Below are 17,940 nucleotides of genomic sequence, written 5' to 3' on the forward strand. Positions count from 1 at the left end.
GGGCGAACGTTCATGATGCGGCACTAGCTTCTGCAGCTCCTGCCCCGACGTTGCAGCTGTGCCGACAGATGGTGCTGCAGCGGCTGACCGACCGCCGCGAGGTCGTGGACGAAGTCGAGCGTGTCCTCGTCCGTCAGGGTGTAGCGGCGGCGGGTGGCGTTGACCTCCTTGGCGGTGGGAGCGAGAGCCACCTGATGCGTGGTGAGGTCGAGCGCGCCGTCGTCCGCACGGCCGACCGAGATCTCCGCGATTCCGGTGGGCTGGGTGATCAGTGCCTCCACGCGCCCATCGGGCTGCAGCCGCCACCAGCCGCTCTCCCGAGCCGACGGGCGCAGCGGGGTGCCGTCCGCGTCGAGCAGCCAGGCGCGCGCTTCGTAGTGGAGGAAGGGCCTCCCGTCATGGCTGAAGGTGACCTGCTGCGCATACGCGAACTCCTCGGCGAGCGTCGGGTACTCGCCGCAGCCCCTGCCGACCCACGTGCCGATGAACCCGATCAGCGGCGTGAGCAGTGCGTGCGGCGCAGGTGCTTCGTCCGGTCGAAGTGCGTCGGGATACGGGTGCTTCCGGGCGGGGTCGAACATGATGTGCGCTCCTGGGTCGAGGCCGGTGCCGGGTGGCAGCCTAGGGCGTCGATCCGCCGGCGCCGGTCAGCGGACAGAGGGTGCGCCGACCGAGGTCAGGGACAGGAGTCCGGGGCCTGTCTCGGCTGAGCCCCATCCACGCCGGCCGCTGCTTGTAACGGTGAACACCTGGAACGCCCGCCGGGCGGCCGTGCCGATCCGTCCGCTCGCCTTCACCGTCACCGTCACCGGCGGCAGCACAAACGACTGCACCCGGTGCACCATCCTGGAAGCCATACGGATGCCTCGGGCCGGCCGCGGCGGGCCCCGGAACAGGCCCTCGTCCCGTCGCCACCCAGCGCCAGAGGCCCGTGTCAGGCCTTGCCGGGCCCGCCCTCCGTGTCGACGAAGAACGAGTCGTGCCGAACGAGGAACTCCGCGAACTCCTCGCAGCCCTTGCGCGCCATCTCCCCGACCCGCTCGAAGTATTCCTCGCGCGGCGCACCCGGCGCGAACAGCAGCAGCATGGACGCGGGCGCGTCCGCATCGTTCCGGAACGTGTGCAGCCCGCCGACCGGGACGTACAGGAAGTCCCCCGCGCGCCCGGTCGTCCACCGCTCGCCGTTGAACAGGCTCGCCTCTCCGGCGAGGATGACGAACGACTCCGAGATCGACCGGTGGAAGTGTGTACTGGGCCCGGGCGAACCCGCGCCATGTCGACCCGGTACAGCCCGAACTCCCCGTCCGTCGAGGCGTGCGTCGCGAGATAGCTCGTCCGGTTCCCCGATTCATAGGTCAGGTCGGCAGGAGCGTCCGCCACCCGGAAGACCGCGCTGACCTCACCTCCTTCGCCGAGGTACCGCGGCTCTGGATACACGGGGTACGACATGACCGGCTCCCTTCGCGGAACGGCTCACGGCGTACGGTCCGCGTCCGCCTCCCCATCCACTATCGTGCTGGCGGCCGAGGCGCGCTGCTCGGCATGCCATGCCCAGCGGCTCATCGGGTCAGGTCGATGCCGACGGACAACGGACGACCGTCGTGGAACGCTGCTTCAACCGCCTGAAGCAGCGGCGCGGATGGATGGCCAGCGGTCGAGGGGACGCCACCGGACGGGCAGGGCGCCCGGCACGTACGCGTCAGCGGACTCCACTCCCACGCGGGCGGCACCGCCGGCCACCTCTTCGGGTCGGTGGACAGCCGCTACGAGATCCTGACCTGTTCCGTCGCCGGCCGCCCCGTGCGCACCCACTCCGACTTCTCCGTCACGGTCGAACACTGCCCAGAGGCGCTGTGCACAGTGCAGACCGTCGCCCTCCCGCCATGCGGCACGTCCCGCATCCCTCGGAACGTGCCGGCGGAGGTCGGGGCGCTTGCGGCGCCCACGCAGCTGCAAGGGGCCGCACCCGGGGAAGACGGCCGCAGGCGTACCGGTTGCCGTCGGCGCGACCGCCCCTGCGGCGCGGGCAAGTGGCCTTCTTGAACGCCCGCATGGCCTGACCCCGGCCGATCGTCCGTCGGAGGGGGAGGCGTTCGGCCGACGTCGCGGCCGGCAGGGGCCGTCCCCCTCAGTGATCACGTAACGTGACTGACTCGGTGGTCAGCACCAGTGTGCGCTCGCCGGCCGTTCCTCACTGTCCCGCCCCAGACCCCGAACCGGAGTATGCCGGGTCACTCCTTCGGCGGAGCATGAGTGGACAATACGCAGGCACGTCCGAGGAACGTGGAGCCGGTCACGGCAAACCCCACTTCTGCGGCTCCCCCTTCGATGCCCTCAGGCCGCATGGCCGTCAAGTCGGCAATCGGGTGAAGAGCTGCCCCCTCACCCGAAGTGCCTGCGCTGGGCCCCAGCATCGCAGGGAGACATCGATGGAGCAGGGCGTCCGTCCACCAGGACTGGGGATTGCGACACCGAGTGCTACGGCATCCCGAGTCCGCGCCGCGCCGACACAGCGAGCTCGAGTGGCAGCCCCGCAGTGGTCGGCGGAGACTGACATCCGTGTTGGTCTTGTGACCAGGGAAGAACTCACAACCTCGTGGCTTCCGACTCCGATTGCTGATTCCTGCAGTCACCGGAACGCGGGGGCACCGGGTGCCCGGCCAGAGCGGCCGACGGTGGTCGAAAATTCCACGAGGAGTTCGCATGGTGGAGAAATCTGTCGAAGTGTTGACGCCCGGGCCGGATGAACCTGCGCTCACCAAGCGCGGTGACTCCGACCCGGTGGCGGACACCGGGAGAAATCTCGCGGCAGTACTGGCTGACGTCGTGTGCGTCGAGACCGTGTCGGTCGACAGCCATTTCTTCAGTGACCTCGGGGCCAACTCGCTGCTGATGGCCCAATTCTGCGCACGGGTGAGGAAGCGGGCGGACCTGCCGTCGGTGTCGATGAAGGACATCTACCAGTACCCCACGATCCGGAGCCTGGCGACGGCACTCGCGGACACAGCCCCTCCCTCTCTCGAGCCGTCGGTCCCGGAAGAGCCCGAGATGGTCGCACCTGCCAGCACGCTGCGGTTCGTCCTCTGCGGTGTGGCACAACTCCTGGTCTTCCTCGGATACTCCTCCGTCGCCGGATTCATCGCCGCCCGGGGATTCGAATGGGTCGCCGACGGTTCGGACCTGGTCGACATCTATCTACGGTCCGCCCTCTTCGGCGGCGCCAGCCTGCTGGCCATGTGCACGTTCCCGATCGTGGCCAAGTGGATACTCATCGGCCGGTGGAAACCCGGCGAGTTCCCGGTATGGGGTCTGACCTACCTGCGCTTGTGGACCGTCAAGGTTCTGATCCACGCCAACCCCATGGTCTTCTTCGTCGGCAATCCTCTGTACGTGCTGTATCTACGCGCCCTCGGCGCGCGGATCGGCAAGGACGTCACGATCCTTTCCCGCACCGTGCCGGTCTGCACCGACCTGCTCACGATCGGCGCCGGCACGGTGATCCGCAAGGAGGCGTTCCTCCTCTGCTACCGGGCGCAGGCGGGACGAATTCGGACCGGTCGGATCACCATCGGCCGGGACGTCTTCATCGGCGAGAAAACCGTGCTCGACATCGACACCTCGATGGGTGACGGGTCGCAACTCGGGCACACGTCCGCGCTGTACAGCGGCCAGATGGTGCCGGCCGGCGAACGTTGGCACGGTTCGCCGGCAGAACCCACGGACACCGACTACGTGAGGGTCGAGCCGACGGAATGTGGCGCGCTGCGCCGGGCCGGCTACGGCCTCGTCACCGTCCTGCAGACGTTCGTCCTGTACACACCGCTGACCATCGGCGGCGCCTACCTGGTGCTGACCGCGATACCGGCATTCGGAAGGATGTTGGCTCCGGGCAGGGTGGACCTCACGACGCCGGCGCTCTACGTCGACGCGCTGGCGATGTCCGCCGTGTTGTTCTTCGGAGCCGTCATCGTGGGCCTGGCCGTAGTGGTCACCGTTCCCCGTCTGCTGAACCTGGTGGTCAAGCCGGACAAGGTCCATCCGCTGTACGGATTCCAGTACTCGGTGCACCGCACGATCTCCCGCATGACCAACATCAAGTTCTTCAAGTGGCTGCTCGGCGACAGCTCCTACATCGTGCACTACCTGCGCGCCCTCGGATACAACCTGTCCCGGGTCGAGCAGACCGGGTCGAACTTCGGCACCGAAGTGCAGCACGAGACGCCGTATCTGAGCTCCGTCGGCAGCGGGACGATGATTGCTGACGGACTTTCGATCGCGAACGCGGACTTCTCGAGCACGTCGTTCCGCGTGACCCGGGCGTCGATCGGGGCACACAACTTCCTGGGAAACAACATCGCCTATCCCTCGGGGGCCAGGACGGGCGAGAACTGTCTCCTCGCCACGAAGGTGATGGTTCCGCTGGACGGCGAGGTCCGCGAAGGGGTGGGGCTACTCGGCTCACCCTGCTTCGAGATTCCCCGGTCGGTGGAGCGCGACACCCGCTTCGACCACCTACGGGCCGGCGACGAACTGCGCCGCAATCTCGCGGCGAAGAACCGCTACAACATCCGCTCGATGGTGTACTTCCTGTTCGTGCGGTGGCTGTACGTCTTCGTGCTCACCGCGGTCGGCCTCGCGTCCGCCGACCTTTACGGCTTTCTCGGGCCAGTGGTGATCGCCGCGTTCCTGGTCATCGCGCTCGCGTTCTCCGCTCTCTACTACGTCCTGGTGGAGCGCTGCATCACGGCCTTCCGTGCGCTAAGACCGCAGTTGTGCTCCATATACGAGCCGTACTTCTGGTGGCACGAGCGCCTCTGGAAGGTTCCCGACGAATACCTCGACGTCTTCAACGGCACGCCCTTCAAGAACATGATCTGGCGGCTCCTGGGGGTCCGGCTCGGCCGCAGGGTGTTCGACGACGGCTGCTATCTGACGGAACGGATGCTGACCACCATCGGTGACGACTGCATGCTCAACGCGGGAAGCAAGATCCAGTGCCACTCCCAGGAGGACGGCACCTTCAAGTCCGACCACAGCACGATCGGCGACGGTTGCACCCTCGGCGTCGGCGCCCACGTGCACTACGGCGTGACGATGGGCGACGGCGCGGTGCTCGCGCCGGACTCCTTCTTGATGAAGGGCGAGGAAGTCCCCGCGCACGCCCGGTGGGGCGGAAACCCCGCGACAGAAACGGAGATGCCCACCGTCGACTCGCGGCAACCCGACAGCGCAGAGGCAACGATCGTGGTGATCACATAGCGGCCGAACGGATCGGCCGGCGCCTGGTCGCGGCGTGCGAGCGGGTGTCGTCGGCGGCCCCACACGATCCACGGCCGGAGTACGAGCCCGGTCACCTGCGGGTGGAGGCAGGTCAAGGGACGCAACCGGTCGGAACCGTATCGAGGGCGAATTCGTCGAAGCGGCAGTGACTCACCGGAAGGCTCGCCATGACGGCACCCCGTTCGCCCCTGCTCCTTGCAGCCGCCGCGCTTGCACTCGTCACGGCCGGCTGCGGCTCCGAATCCGGGTCCGCACCGCCGGCGGGCCACGGTGCCGAAACGCTCAAGGAAGCCGCGTGGACCGAGCCGGGCCGGTATTCCTTCAGGCTGCTGTCCGAAGGCGGGGAGCGCAACGGCCTCGGGGAGTACCGCATCACGGTGGAGGACGGGAAGGTCGTCAAGGCGGTCGGCCTCGATGAGCAGGCCCGGCGCACCGTCACAGCCGGTCTGCAGAGCGTGCCCACGCTGGGAGATCTTCTGAAGGAATTCCGACAAGCCCGTCAGGACAGGGCCGACGTCGCGCGGGCGGAATTCGCCGCGGACGGACACCCCACCGAGATCCATCTCGACTGGCGCAAGGATTCCCTCGATGACGAGGCCGACTACCAGATCACTGAATACCGGGTGCATCGGGTCTGAGCCGGCTGACGGCCTGGATCCGGGTGATGCAGTGACAGCCTCCGCGCCTCCGTGTGCCGTTGAACCGTTGACCGGTCCGCATCATCGCCACGTGGCGAGGCTGTGGACAACGACGATGCTGCCCACACCCTGAACTGGTCTGCGTCGCGCCTGCTCTGGCAGCGGTGCCGCGTCGGAGCGACAATGGCCGAGGGCGGGTTCACTGTGTGCGCGAGGTCGGAATACGGGCATCCTCGGTGGCACCGGTCCGTACGTCATCACAGCCGCCTGTCTGCCGATGGATCCGCGGCTCGGTGACGGCACCGGTTTCCCGGGCCGGGTTGCCACCCCACCCTGCGTGTGAGGGAACTTCCTCGCCCTTCATCAGGAAGGAGTCGGCGGCCAGCTGTGCGTGGTCGCCGATCGTGGTGCCGTAGTGGACGAACGCGCCGACGCCGAGGGTCACGCCCGCGCCGAGCGTGGCATGGTCGCATTTGAAGGCCCCGTCCTCCTGGGAGTGGCACTGGATGATGGACCCGGCGTTGAGGGTGCAGCCGTCGCCGATGGTGACCAGGGTCCGCTCGACCAGTGAGCAGCCGTCGTCGAAGACCCTGCGGCCGATCCTGACGCCCAACAGCCGCCAGACCATGCTCTTGAACGGAGTGCCGTTGAAGAGCTGCATGTATCGGTGGGTCGTCAGTTTCCAGAAGCGTTCATGGCGCCAGAACGGTCGCTCGTAGATCGAGCAGTACAGCGGTTTCACCGGCTGCAAGCCCGTGATGATCCGTTCGACCAGCGCGTAGAAGACAACGGTGAATATCAGGGTGAGCAGGCTGGTCAGCGCGATCGCCGACACTCCGGTGGTGGGGTAGAGGTCCACGGCGGCCATGGCGATGAGGGCGACGACGAAGAAGTGGAACCAGCGCATCAGCAGGTACAGGCTCGCAGTGACCGCGTTGTGCTTGTTCTTGGCGGCCAGGCGGCGGCGCAGTTCGTCGCCTTCGGCAAGGTGGTCGAACTGCTTGTCGCGCATCACCGTGCGCGGGATCTCGAAGCTGGGCGAGCCCAGCAGACCCACGCCCTCGCGGACGGGCCCGTCGATGGGGACCATGACCTTCGTCCCGAGCAGGCAGTTGTCTCCGGTGCGGCCACGTGAGGGGTAGGCGATGTTGTTGCCGAGGAAGCTGTTCGGCCCGATCGAGGCCGGGGAGAGGCGGAAGGACGTGCTGGAGAAGTCGGCGTTGATGATCGACAGGCCGTCGGCGACCATCGTTCCGCTGCCGACCTGACTCAGGTAGGGGGTGTCGTGCTTGACCAGCGAGCCGAAGTTCGACCCGGTCTGCTCGACACGGCACAGGTCGTAGCCGAGGCAGCGCAGGTAGTGGACGATCGCGGAGCTGTCGCCGAAGAGCAGGACGAAGAACCTGACATTGGTCATCCGCACGAGTGCCCGCTGCAGACCGTGGTGGAATCCGTACAGCGGGTAGATCCTGCCCGGTCTGATCGCCGGCCTGAGTATCCGCGGCGCCGCGTTCGCCGTCACCAGAGCGACCAGCAGGCCGCCGAAGAAGGCCACCAAGGAGGCGATCAGCGCATCGAGGTAGAACCCCGGGCTCGTGAAGGCCGGCTCCGGGTTCAGCAGGACATCGAGCTGCGGCAGCGCGGTGAGCACGATGCCCACGCCGGCCAGCGCAAGCGGCAGGTACACACCCAGCACGACCAGAAGCTGCGCCGCGGTGTAGAGGGTCTTCCGCAGGATGCCGCACGCGGTGGGCTCGACCGCCCGGAAGTCGGTGTTCGTCGGTTGCGCCGGCGAGCCGTGCCACGACTCACCGGCCGGGACGGCCTGCCCCGATTGGAGGGAGGAGGCGTGTCCCAGTTGGGCCCCGTCCCCCATCGACGTGTCGATGTCGAGGACGGTCTGCTCGCTGACGGTCACGTTCCGCCCGAGAGTGACCGGACCCGTCTCGATCACCCCGGCATGCGCCCGGTAGCAGGAGAAGAACACGTCTTTGCGGACGACGGTGCCCTCCTCGATGGTGAGCAGGTCGGTTCCGACCGGCACATTCCTGGAAAAGATTGCGACGTCGCGGCCGATGCTCGCGCCCAGCGCCCTCAGATACAGCACATACAGCGGCGTCCCGACGAACAGGCGCATCGGACTCGTACGGATCAGGGATTTCACGCACCAGAAACGCACGTAGCCGAGACTCCACACCGGTATGCGGCAGGCAGTGAAGCGGCCGATGAGCGTCCACTTGGCCACGACAGAAAGGGCGCACAGGCCCACGAAACCCATGCCGGCGAACAGTGCCGACCGCAGATAGAAGTCGGGCGTACCCGAACCGGCCAGGATCCACTCGTAACCGCGTGTCAACACCAGGGCGCCGAGGAAGGACATGCCCAGGAAGATCAGCAGCTGGAGCACCCCGCACACGACGTACTGCCACGTGCCGGCCGCTACCGGCGCCACTGCCCCGGCCGTGTCGTCGGCCGACGTATCGGCTGTCTCGTCGGGCGACGGATCGGCAACCGTCCCGGGCTGTGACGGGACATGCGAGCGGGCCGGATCGGCCTGACGAATGTCGAGTGCGGCCGCCAGGCTCTGGATCGTGGGGCTTCGGTAAATGTCCTTCATCGACACGGTGGGCAGGTCGTCCCGCTTTCGAACCCGGGCACAGAACTTGGCCATCACCAAGGAATCGGCACCCAGGTCGGTGAAGAAGTGACCGTCGACCGGCACCCGCTCCATCTCCAGGACACCGGCCAACACCTCCGCCAGCAGCACCTGCGTACCGACTGAGGACCCGGACGGCGACTCGACCACCACACCGGACGGCACGTCCGCCTGCGCCGGAGAGAGACCGGTCTCCGCGAAGGCTGTGGCCAGACTCTGAACCGTCGGATGCTGATAGACGTCCTTCATCGACACGGTGGGCAGGTCGTCCCGCTTTCGGACCCGGGCACAGAACTTGGCCATCACCAAGGAATCGGCACCCAGGTCGGTGAAGAAGTGACCGTCGACCGGCACCCGCTCCATCTCCAGGACACCGGCCAACACCTCCGCCAGCAGCGCCTCCGTACTGACCGCTCGCGTGTCCGTGGCTGTGTCGTCTTCGGCGGACACCGTGCGGGCCGGAGTGCCCGTGGGACCATCAACGCTGTTGCCGATCACGACAGTTCCCCCACGACGTTCTGGTCGGCACCGGCCCGTGCGGCCTGCGCCCGGTAGCCCCTTACGACAGCAGCCGGAGCACGGCAGCCGGGAGTCGCAAGGTCATGGGGCCCGTTCTGGTCCCAAAAAAAAGAAAACATGTGTCGTTCACCTGCAGTCGGTGCAAATCACTTTCAGTTTTCCTCGGAATCGTCTGGCCCGGCCGCACGCGTCCGGCGGTAGCAGCGTCAATTGCCGATCCCGCCGCGCCTTCCGGTGGCCAAATTCTCCTCTATCCAGTAGGCCTCATCGGACGAGCTCTGTCCTGATACTGGACTACGGGACTTGACACGACAAACCGACTCTGATAAACGGCGGCACCCTTCTGGTTTTGACGTACCCCACCGCATGCGGGCCGAGCCGGGGCGCCGCGGGACGGCGGGACGGTGCGGCTGTGACTGGTGTTTCCGCTGGTGGACTGGCTGATTGCCTTGGTCTCCGGAGATCAACGCCCCCGCTGAGCGGCGGGCAGCTTCAGCACGAGCGAACGAGCCGGGGAGTGACCGTCGGACCGCATCCGGTGAACGGGCGGCCGTCGTGCCCGACGGACTCCGGCCCGGGCCGACCCGATCCCGTCCCTGTCCCGGCCGGTCACCGGGGCGGTGCAGCGCTGACGGGTCGTTCCTCCAGACGGCGGCGGAGAGTCGCTTCGAAGTCCTCGGCGCGGGACAGCTGGACACGCAGCTTCTCGACCTGTTCCGCGGCAGCCTGCTGGTACCCGCTTACGCGCTCCAGCAGGGCCTCCCGCTCGCGGGCGTCGAGATCGGTGTCGGCGTCGAGGCGGTCGGTGGCATCCAGCAGCTCGCGCATCTGCTCCAGGGTGAAGCCGAGCGGCTTCATGCGGCGGATCTCCATGAGGCGGGCGACGTCGGCTTCGGTGTAGAGGCGGAAGCCGCCGTGGGAGCGGGCGGAGGGGACGACGAGGCCGGTCTCCTCGTAGTGGCGGATGGTGCGCAGGGACAGCTCGGTCCGCGCGGCGACCTCGCCGATCTGCATGTGCTTGCCGTCCACGCCGGTGATCCCCTGGTCTGTCCCGCTTCTGAGGGCCTCGTCCGCCGTGCCCCCGCCGATCTCTACTCTAACGTCAGGGTAGAGTTGCCGCCTGCCGATACGGTTTCCCACCGTCCCGCTGTGACGCATCGGGGCCGACGGCGCCCCCGGTGACGATCCGACTCCTGCAGGAGAGAGCGTGCGCGAGCCCTTGACGCGTGGCGCCGCCGCCTTCCCGCCGTGACGCTTCGTACGCGGACGTGAGCCAGAGCGGGCACGTCCGCCGGTCTTCGCTCCGCCCCCTCCCCCATGACCTCCGGCGTTCATGTTCCAGGCCGTCCGCGGGTCGCCGCTCCTGGTCGGTCCGCGCCGTTCCCGCACGCCCGGGCCTGCCCCGTCAGGGGCAGGCCCCATCACCGACGCCCACTCCAGCAAGACCCGAGAGTCGATCGGCCAGGGCATCGGGATTTCGCCAGGTCGTTTCCGACCCCGACCAGGAGCATCGGGGGGATGCCGGCCGGGTGGTCGATGTTCGCGATGAAGTCGCTGCCCTCGGGCTGGCTGTGGCAGAACGTGATCTCGGCGAGCTCACCCGGTCCGAAGATCCTGGATGCGTCGCGGAACTTCGGCAGCAGCGTGTCGAGCTGCCGCTGCAGCGCCCTCGGGTCGCCCCCGACGCCGCGGTCGGTGTGGTCGGCACAGTTCACGGCGGTCAGTGCCGCGCCTTCGTTGTCCGGCTCCTTCTTGGCGAGTTCCGCCAGGACCGAGAGGTCCCCTTTCTGCTCCAGCAGTCCCAGGCCGCGGGCGAGCTCAGGCCAACTCTTCGTGCCGTACGAAGAGTTCTCGCTCGCGAATGCCGGCGATCCCCGTGCCGCGGTCCTGAGTGAGCGGCGAGCGAAACTGCTCGGCGACCCGATGCAGGTCCGCACCTCTCCCGAGCCCCGCCGCGGCAGGCCCCCAGGTCCCGGCACAGATCCTCGACGCCGAGGCAGGGCACGGCCGACGGGCGATGGAAACCCTGCGACTGGCGACCCGGCGAACCTTCCGATGGGAAGTAGCGCTGCTTCGCCCCACGAGAGGCGTTGTCGCTTTCGCGTCGAGAGAGCGAAGGCTCTTCTCTTCGACTCGCCGATAAACAACTGCTGAAATCGCAGTTGTCTGCGGTTTCACGCGCGTGTTCAGCAAGCAGATCCGGCGCATGGTGGCGACAACTTCAGGGAGTCAAAGGTCGTTCACAGCGCAGACGGTCATGGAAGGGAGAATGTTCCTGCGGCACTCGACAAGCCGCTGATCCGGTTGGTGGCCAGGAGATGAGTCATGCCGGACTTGAGCGTATCGTGGCTGGCGGTGGATCGGGCCGCAGCCTCCGGGCCGGGGGTTTGGTGGCCATTCCCGCCGGGCTCTGACTGCCTTGCTGCGGCCGAAATATTGTCGCGCGCCCCAACGCTTCATCCCTTCACGCGGAAGGATCAGCAATGAGCACGGTCACCACTGATGACGGCACAGTCATTTTCTACAAGGATTGGGGGCCGCGCGACGGCCAGCCGATCGTCTTCCACCATGGCTGGCCGCTCAGCGCCGACGACTGGGACAACCAGATGTTGTTCTTCCTTGCGCATGGCTATCGGGTGATCGCCCATGATCGACGTGGCCACGGCCGTTCCACCCAGACGGCGACCGGTCATGAGATGGACACCTATGCCGCCGATGTGGCAGCGCTGACCGACGCGCTCGATCTGCAAGGGGCCTTCCACATCGGACACTCCACCGGCGGTGGTGAGGTCGCGCGCTATGTTGCGCGCGCGAAGCCTGGCCGTGTCGGGAAGGCGGTGCTCGTCAGCGCGGTGCCGCCGATCATGGTCAAGTCGGCCACCAATCCCGGCGGCCTGCCGATCGAAGCCTTCGACGAACTGCGCACGGCCCTCGCCGCCAATCGCTCGCAGTTCTACATCGACGTGCCGACAGGTCCGTTCTACGGCTTCAACCGGCCCGGCGCGAAAGTGTCGCAGGGGCTGATCGACAACTGGTGGCGGCAGGGGATGATGGGTGCGGCCAACGCCCACTACGAATGCATCAAGGCGTTCTCCGAGACCGACTTCAATGAGGATCTCAAGAAGATCGACGTCCCGGTCCTCGTCGCCCACGGCACCGACGATCAGATCGTGCCGTATCCGGATTCAGCGCCGTTGTCGGCCAAGCTCCTGAAGCACAGCACCCTGAAGAGCTACGAAGGGCTTCCCCACGGCATGTTGTCGACCAATCCGGATGTCCTCAATCCCGATATCCTGGCGTTCCTGAAGGCGTAGAGCTCGTCACAGGGTCGGTGTTTCTGAGCTGCCGCCGGCAGATGAGCCCGCAGGTGCGGCGTTCCCGGCGGACGGTCCGGCCCCGGGTCGACCGGGGCCGGACGGGCTCCAAGCACCACGTGCTGCCGCCGACGTCCACGAACGAAGTCCGGCAACCTGGCTGCATGAACCGCGACGACCTGGAGACTGCACTCGACCGGGACGGCAGCCCCTCCGCACGTGCCGCCCGCGGGCCGCGCTCGAGACAGGCGCGAACTTTGAGGTGTTCCGAAGCCAAGCCATCCCTTCCCGCCGGCTCTGGGCCATCTGGTCCCACCGGTACCAGGACTTGCTCGACATCGGCGTCACCCCTCGCCCCGGGCCGGCCGAGGTTGTCGCCAGACTGCACTCTGAGGAACAGCCCGGATCTACGCATGGACGATCTCGGGCTCGCAGCGACGGTCCATCGTCTTCCTCTCGGAGGGCCCGACCCGCTCCAACGCCTGCATTCACGGCAGCGCCACCGTCTCGAACCGGCCGCTCGGAACCTGTCTCCATCACCTTGGTGACCGGTGACAAGGTCACCGGTCACCAAGGTGGGCAGCAACCCGGCCGCCATCACCGTACGAGGTCCCGACGGAGGGAGTTCAGAGGCGAGGATCACAACTGCCGGGAAGGACACCTATGTCTACCCGGCCGCACCGTCACGCCGACCGACGCGATCAGCGCGGACGACGGCGGCAACGGCAGGGTCGACGTGGCGGCTGCCGGCGGTCGACCGGTGCGAGGTCACCGTTCCCGGCCCGGACGGCGCGCAGATCCCGGTCTCGATCTTCAGCCCCGGCGGGGCCGGTCGCACCACAGGGGCGTCGTGCATCTACTGGATGCACGGCGGCGGGATGGTCATGGGGGACCGTTTCTCGCAGATCGACATCCCGCTGGAGTGGCTCGACCGGTTCGGCGCGGTCGTGATCTCCGTGGACTACCGGTCGGCGCCCGAGGTCACCGGTACGACTCTGGTCGACGACTGCTACCAGGGTCTGCTCCGGGTCGCTGAGCACGCCGACGACCTGGGCGTCGATCCCGCCCGCATCGTCGTTGCGGGTGCCAGTGCGGGTGGTGGCCTCACCGCCGGAGTCGCACTGATGGCACGCGACCGCGGTACTCCGGCGATCGCCGGAGTACCGCGGTCGTCCGGCGATCGCCGCTCAGGTGCTGATCTGCCCCATGCTCGATCACCGCAACATCACCGCATCGAGCCGGCAGTACGCCGGCGGGCCCGGTGTCCGGACCCGCGAGATGAACGAGTTCGGATGGCGATCAGTCCCCTGCGACCTCGCCGACGAGGACGTCCCCAGCTACGTCTCACCTGCACTGGCCGACGACCTCTCGGGCCTGCCCACCACCTGCATCGACGCCGGCTCGGCAGAAGTCTTCCGCGACGAGGATGTCGACTACGCGACCAGGATCCGGGCAGCCGGCGGACAGGCAGATCTTCACGTCTGGGCGGGAGGCTTCCACGGATTCGACGCGCTGTGTCCGCAGGCACGGGTCTCGGCAACGGCGCGCCGGACGCGCAACGACTGGCTCGCTCGAGTCCTGAGCCCGGCTTCTGCGGTACAGCCCGGTTCGGCGGGTGTCAGCGCGGAAGAGTACCTGCCTCGGCAGGCACCTTGCCGGTCCGACCCTCGGCACGCTGACCTCGTGCCGCCAAAGCGTTCGAGGGACAGGGTCGGCACCACGGAGATCAGGATGATCGGGATGATCGGTATGCATGCCCGGGCATTCCTGTTCGGCCCGGAACGCCTCCTGAGGACCTTCTCGCCGGCACGGGCGCGGGCGTCGGCCGCTTCCCTGGGCAGGGTGCCGATCGCGTCCGTGAAGGGACGGCGCCCGGCTTCGGCCGACGCCACCGCCGGAACGCCGGTCGGCCTGGGTTCCGGGTGGCGCAGCGGGACAATTCGTGTGTTAACTGGCCCTTGTCGATGAGAGATGAGGTCGACCATGCCTCGTGAACAACGACACCGGCGATTCGGCCCGTGACCGGCAGCGACGCGGCGGCCCGAGCGGACAGCCTTGAGAAGGCCTTGTTCGAACAGGCCAGGGCCGGCATCGAGGTGTACGACACCGACCTGCGGATTGTCCGGGCAAACCCCGCGATGCTGGCCATCCGGGGCCTGCCCGCAGGAATGGTCGTCGGTGCCAAGCTCATGGACTTGGATTCCGGAATGCCCCTCTCGCCGGTCATGCGCGAGGTGCTGGAGACCGGAGCCACGGTGTTCGAGCGTCCGGTGCCAGCCGATCAGGGAAGTCGGCGTGAGTATGCCGTCACCGGGTACCCCCTGCGGGACAACGGACGGCTCATCGGCGCTGCCGCGATGATCCACGACGTGACGGAGCAGGTCCGCAAGCAGAAGGAGCTGGATCTTCTGAACGTCGCGCGCGCCAGGATCGGCACCTCCCTGGACGCGCTGCGCACCGCGCAGGAACTCGCCGACATGGCCGTGCCCGACTTCGCGGACGCCATCGCGGTCGACCTGCTCGAGTCCGTGTTCACCGGGGACGCGCCCCTGGGCCCGGTCACCGTCCGGCTGCCGATGAGGCGTGCCGCGTTCAAGGCCCGTGCGGGGGAGTACGGCGCCTACCCGGTGGGCAGCGCCAGCTACTACACCACCCCCACGCCGTACACGCAGGCATTGGCCGATCTGCGGCCGCGACTGGTCACGTCGTTGCCCACGGCCGGTGACTGGCTGGTCCATGACCGGCTGCGGGCCGAGTACATCACCCGCGCGGGCGTGCACTCGCTCATCGTGACCCCGCTGACCGTACACGGGCTCGTGTTGGGCCTGGCCAGTTTCTACCGGGCCGGCTCCCGCCCTCAGCGCTTCGACGAAGAGGACCTGTCGCTCGCAGCGCAGCTCGCCGATTGCACGGCGGTGTACGTGGACAACGCTCGCCGGTTCACCCGTGAGCACACGGTGGCAACCGCGCTTCAGCGCAGTCTGCTGCCGCGTGTGCCTCCCGGGGTGGCGGCGGTGGAGTCCTCCTACTGCTATATGCCGGGGCGCTACGGTGCCCACTGGTTCGACGTCCTCCCCCTGTCCAGCTGCCGGGTGGGTCTGGTGATCGGGTACGTGCCGGGGGAGGGCCTGCAGGCCTCCGCGGCGATGGGGCGACTGCGCACCGCCGCCTCCACCCTGGCCTCGATGGACCTGCCGCCCGACGAACTGCTGACCCACCTCGACGACGTGGCCCAGAGCCTGGCGCGGGAGCAGGACGCGGACCCGATGACACTGCACCACGCACGGCCCCCGTTCACCGCCTCGTGCCTCTACCTGACGTACGACCCGATCACCGGCCGGTGCGCGGCGGCTTCCGCGGGACACGAGAGTCCTCTGCTCACCAGCCCCGAGGGCGTCGTCAGCACGCTGGAGGTGCCGCGCGGGGCAGCGCTCGGCCAGGGCGTGCCGTACGAACTCCTCACCACGGAACTGCCGCCCGGAAGTCTGCTGGCCCTGCATTCGGACGGCAGCGCGGGCCGCTATCCGGCGGAGGCCGCCGACCGCCTCGCCCGACTGCGTGACGCGGTGGCCGACCCCACGTCCCCTCCCGATGAGATCTGCGACACGGCCACCTACAGAGTGCTGCGCGGAATCCCGCACGACGGGGCCGCGCTGCTCGTGGCCAGGACCCGGTGCCTCTCTCCGGACCGCATTGCCTCCTGGACCTTCCCGCCCGAGCCGCTCTCGGTCCGCGAGGCCCGGCGAGCGGCACATGGCCAGTTGGAGGAGTGGGGACTGGAGGAACACGCCCCCGTCGTCGACCTGGTCGTCAGCGAACTCGCCACGAATGTGATCCGCCATGCGACCGGGCCCATCCGGCTGCGTCTGATCCTCGACCGGACACTGACCGTGGAAGTCCGCGACGACGCCGACACCGCCCCGCACTTGCGCCATGCCCGCCTGCAGGACGAGGGAGGGCGCGGCTTGTTCCTCGTCGCCTCGCTCACTCGGCACTGGGGCACGCGGTACGAGGAGACCGGCAAGATCATCTGGGCCGAGCAAGCCCTGACAGGCGCCTGACGCCGGCCCTCGTCGGACCGCGCAGGACGCCGCTCCCCCGCCGGCCCTCAGAGCCCTCGCAGTGCCCCGCCGTCGACGGGCAGCATCACACCGCTCATGTAGCCCGCAGCCGGCGAGAGAAGGAAGGCCGCAGCCCTCGCGAACTCTTCGGGCTCACCCATCCGCCGCAGGGCGTTGTCCGGAGGCCCGCCGCCCGTCAGCCCCCCGAGTTCCTTCTGGCGGTCGGTGGCTATGTACGCGGGCATGATGCCGTTCACCCTGATCTTGGAACCCCCCAGTTCGTCGGCGAGTGTCTTGGCCACCATGGCAAGCCCGGGGCGAAGGCCGTTGGAGACGGCCAGCCCGGGAATGGGCTCGCGGACCGAGGACGACAGGACCAACGCGATCGACCCACCGGCCGTGAACGCCTTCGCGGCGGTTCTTGCCAGGCGCAGGGCCCCCAGGAACGTCGACTCGAAGGAGTCCCGCCACTCCTGGTCCGGGACCTCCATCGCGGGACCCACGGGCGGCCCGCCCACGCTGATGAGGGCGCCGTCCAGACGGCCGAAACGACGCATCGCCGTGCCCACGACCTTTTCGGCGGAGTCAGGGGCGGCATTGTCCGCGACCACGCCCACCGCATGGCCGTCACCGCCCAGGGTCCGGGCAGCGTCCGCGACGGATTCACCGCGCCCGGTGACGACCACCTTGGCTCCTTCGGCCGTCAGCACCTGCGCCGCGGCAAGTCCCAGTCCGCGGCTGCCGCCGGTGACCACGTAGACGTGGTCCTGCAATCCGAGATCCATTGCTGCTCCAATCCCGTGGGGAAGAGCGGAAAGAGGACGCAGTTGTCACGCAGGGGCCGACCCGCGCGTCCCGGGAACGTCCTGCACGTCCGATGCCACCCTTCTCGCCGAGAACGCCGGATGCCGGGGGTGGTGCGGTCGGTCCGATCCATGAGGACGGCGACACGCCGGCTCGCCCGGCTCCGGACAGCGGGTGCGCGCGATTCCGACCTCACCTCCCGCCCTCGGCCCGCATGTTCTGTTCCTCACCCGGTTCGGGCAGCACCCGACCGCCCTCGACAGCGGAGCGTGCGGGACTGTCCTGGATCACCACCAGGACGCGGTCCTCCGCCACCCCGGCGACGCGGCAAGCCGCCGTGGACAACTCCAGCGCCAGACGCGTCAAGTCCTCCTGCGGATGGCCGCGTCGCGCCCAGCCGCTGAGCAGCAGCGGTGCCCCCGGTTCTCCGCCGACGAAAACGCTGTCCACCGGCAGTTCGGGAAAGACCACGTTGACGTAAGCGGGCGGCACATGGTTGATGGCTGCGTGAATCCTGGTGATCTCAGCGGCCAATGCGGCCTTGGTCTCGGCCGTCAGCGTTCCCTGGGCGGTTGTGCAGGTGTAAATGGGCATATCGGCTCCTGGAGTCGATCAACATGCGTCCGGGCAGCCCGGTCTCTGGGAGGCAGGGCCGCCGGGTCGGCGCC

Annotated in this window: 10 protein-coding genes and 2 pseudogenes; 5 read left to right on the forward strand and 7 right to left on the reverse strand. The window is 68.1% G+C overall.

Going from position 1 to position 17,940, the window contains the following annotated elements; translation table 11 throughout:
• Positions 1-23: 23 nt before the first annotated feature.
• Together ACWCP0_RS27115 and ACWCP0_RS27120 are read right to left on the reverse strand one after the other, a co-directional pair.
• Positions 24-581 carry an FABP family protein gene (locus ACWCP0_RS27115; protein WP_451081387.1) on the reverse strand — a complete coding sequence of 186 codons (558 nt, stop codon included), beginning with the start codon at positions 579-581 and terminating at the stop codon, positions 24-26.
• 353 nt (positions 582-934) lie between these two features.
• Positions 935-1,449, reverse strand: a pseudogene (locus ACWCP0_RS27120) (cupin domain-containing protein).
• Positions 1,450-2,703: 1,254 nt separating this feature from the next.
• On the opposite strand from ACWCP0_RS27120, the gene ACWCP0_RS27125 reads away from it, so the two are divergent.
• Entirely contained in the window at positions 2,704-5,259 is a 2,556-nt protein-coding gene (locus ACWCP0_RS27125) for a Pls/PosA family non-ribosomal peptide synthetase (protein ID WP_451081388.1), read from the forward strand.
• A gap of 188 nt (positions 5,260-5,447) precedes the next feature.
• Complete coding sequence (locus tag ACWCP0_RS27130) at positions 5,448-5,918, forward strand: DUF6174 domain-containing protein (protein ID WP_451081389.1); 471 nt, start codon at positions 5,448-5,450, stop codon at positions 5,916-5,918.
• A gap of 199 nt (positions 5,919-6,117) precedes the next feature.
• On the opposite strand, the gene ACWCP0_RS27135 is transcribed toward ACWCP0_RS27130, so the two are convergent.
• The 3 genes from ACWCP0_RS27135 to ACWCP0_RS27145 all read right to left on the reverse strand — a co-directional run bounded on the left by ACWCP0_RS27135 (position 6,118) and on the right by ACWCP0_RS27145 (position 11,030).
• Positions 6,118-8,937, reverse strand: a complete 2,820-nt coding sequence (locus ACWCP0_RS27135; protein ID WP_451081415.1) for a Pls/PosA family non-ribosomal peptide synthetase — start codon at positions 8,935-8,937, stop codon at positions 6,118-6,120.
• Between the two features lie 765 nt (positions 8,938-9,702).
• Complete coding sequence (locus tag ACWCP0_RS27140) at positions 9,703-10,122, reverse strand: MerR family transcriptional regulator (RefSeq protein WP_451081390.1); 420 nt, start codon at positions 10,120-10,122, stop codon at positions 9,703-9,705.
• A gap of 392 nt (positions 10,123-10,514) precedes the next feature.
• On the reverse strand, positions 10,515-11,030 hold the full coding sequence (locus tag ACWCP0_RS27145; protein WP_451081421.1) for a hypothetical protein: 516 nt from the start codon (positions 11,028-11,030) through the stop codon (positions 10,515-10,517).
• A gap of 546 nt (positions 11,031-11,576) precedes the next feature.
• Between ACWCP0_RS27145 and ACWCP0_RS27150 the strand changes: the two genes are divergently transcribed.
• From ACWCP0_RS27150 to ACWCP0_RS27160, 3 genes and pseudogenes are all read left to right on the forward strand, one after another.
• On the forward strand, positions 11,577-12,407 hold the full coding sequence (locus ACWCP0_RS27150; RefSeq protein ID WP_451081391.1) for an alpha/beta fold hydrolase: 831 nt from the start codon (positions 11,577-11,579) through the stop codon (positions 12,405-12,407).
• A gap of 749 nt (positions 12,408-13,156) precedes the next feature.
• Positions 13,157-13,991, forward strand: a pseudogene (locus tag ACWCP0_RS27155) (alpha/beta hydrolase); the annotation flags it as partial.
• 434 nt (positions 13,992-14,425) lie between these two features.
• Positions 14,426-16,468 carry a SpoIIE family protein phosphatase gene (locus tag ACWCP0_RS27160; protein ID WP_451081392.1) on the forward strand — a complete coding sequence of 681 codons (2,043 nt, stop codon included), beginning with the start codon at positions 14,426-14,428 and terminating at the stop codon, positions 16,466-16,468.
• 47 nt (positions 16,469-16,515) lie between these two features.
• Here ACWCP0_RS27160 and ACWCP0_RS27165 read toward each other — a convergent pair whose 3' ends face one another.
• On the reverse strand, positions 16,516-17,253 hold the full coding sequence (locus ACWCP0_RS27165; RefSeq protein WP_451081393.1) for an SDR family NAD(P)-dependent oxidoreductase: 738 nt from the start codon (positions 17,251-17,253) through the stop codon (positions 16,516-16,518).
• A 211-nt stretch (positions 17,254-17,464) separates the two neighbouring features.
• Positions 17,465-17,866 carry a tautomerase family protein gene (locus tag ACWCP0_RS27170; RefSeq protein ID WP_451081394.1) on the reverse strand — a complete coding sequence of 134 codons (402 nt, stop codon included), beginning with the start codon at positions 17,864-17,866 and terminating at the stop codon, positions 17,465-17,467.
• Positions 17,867-17,940: the final 74 nt, after the last annotated feature.

Source organism: Streptomyces sp. NPDC001970 (assembly GCF_053594115.1).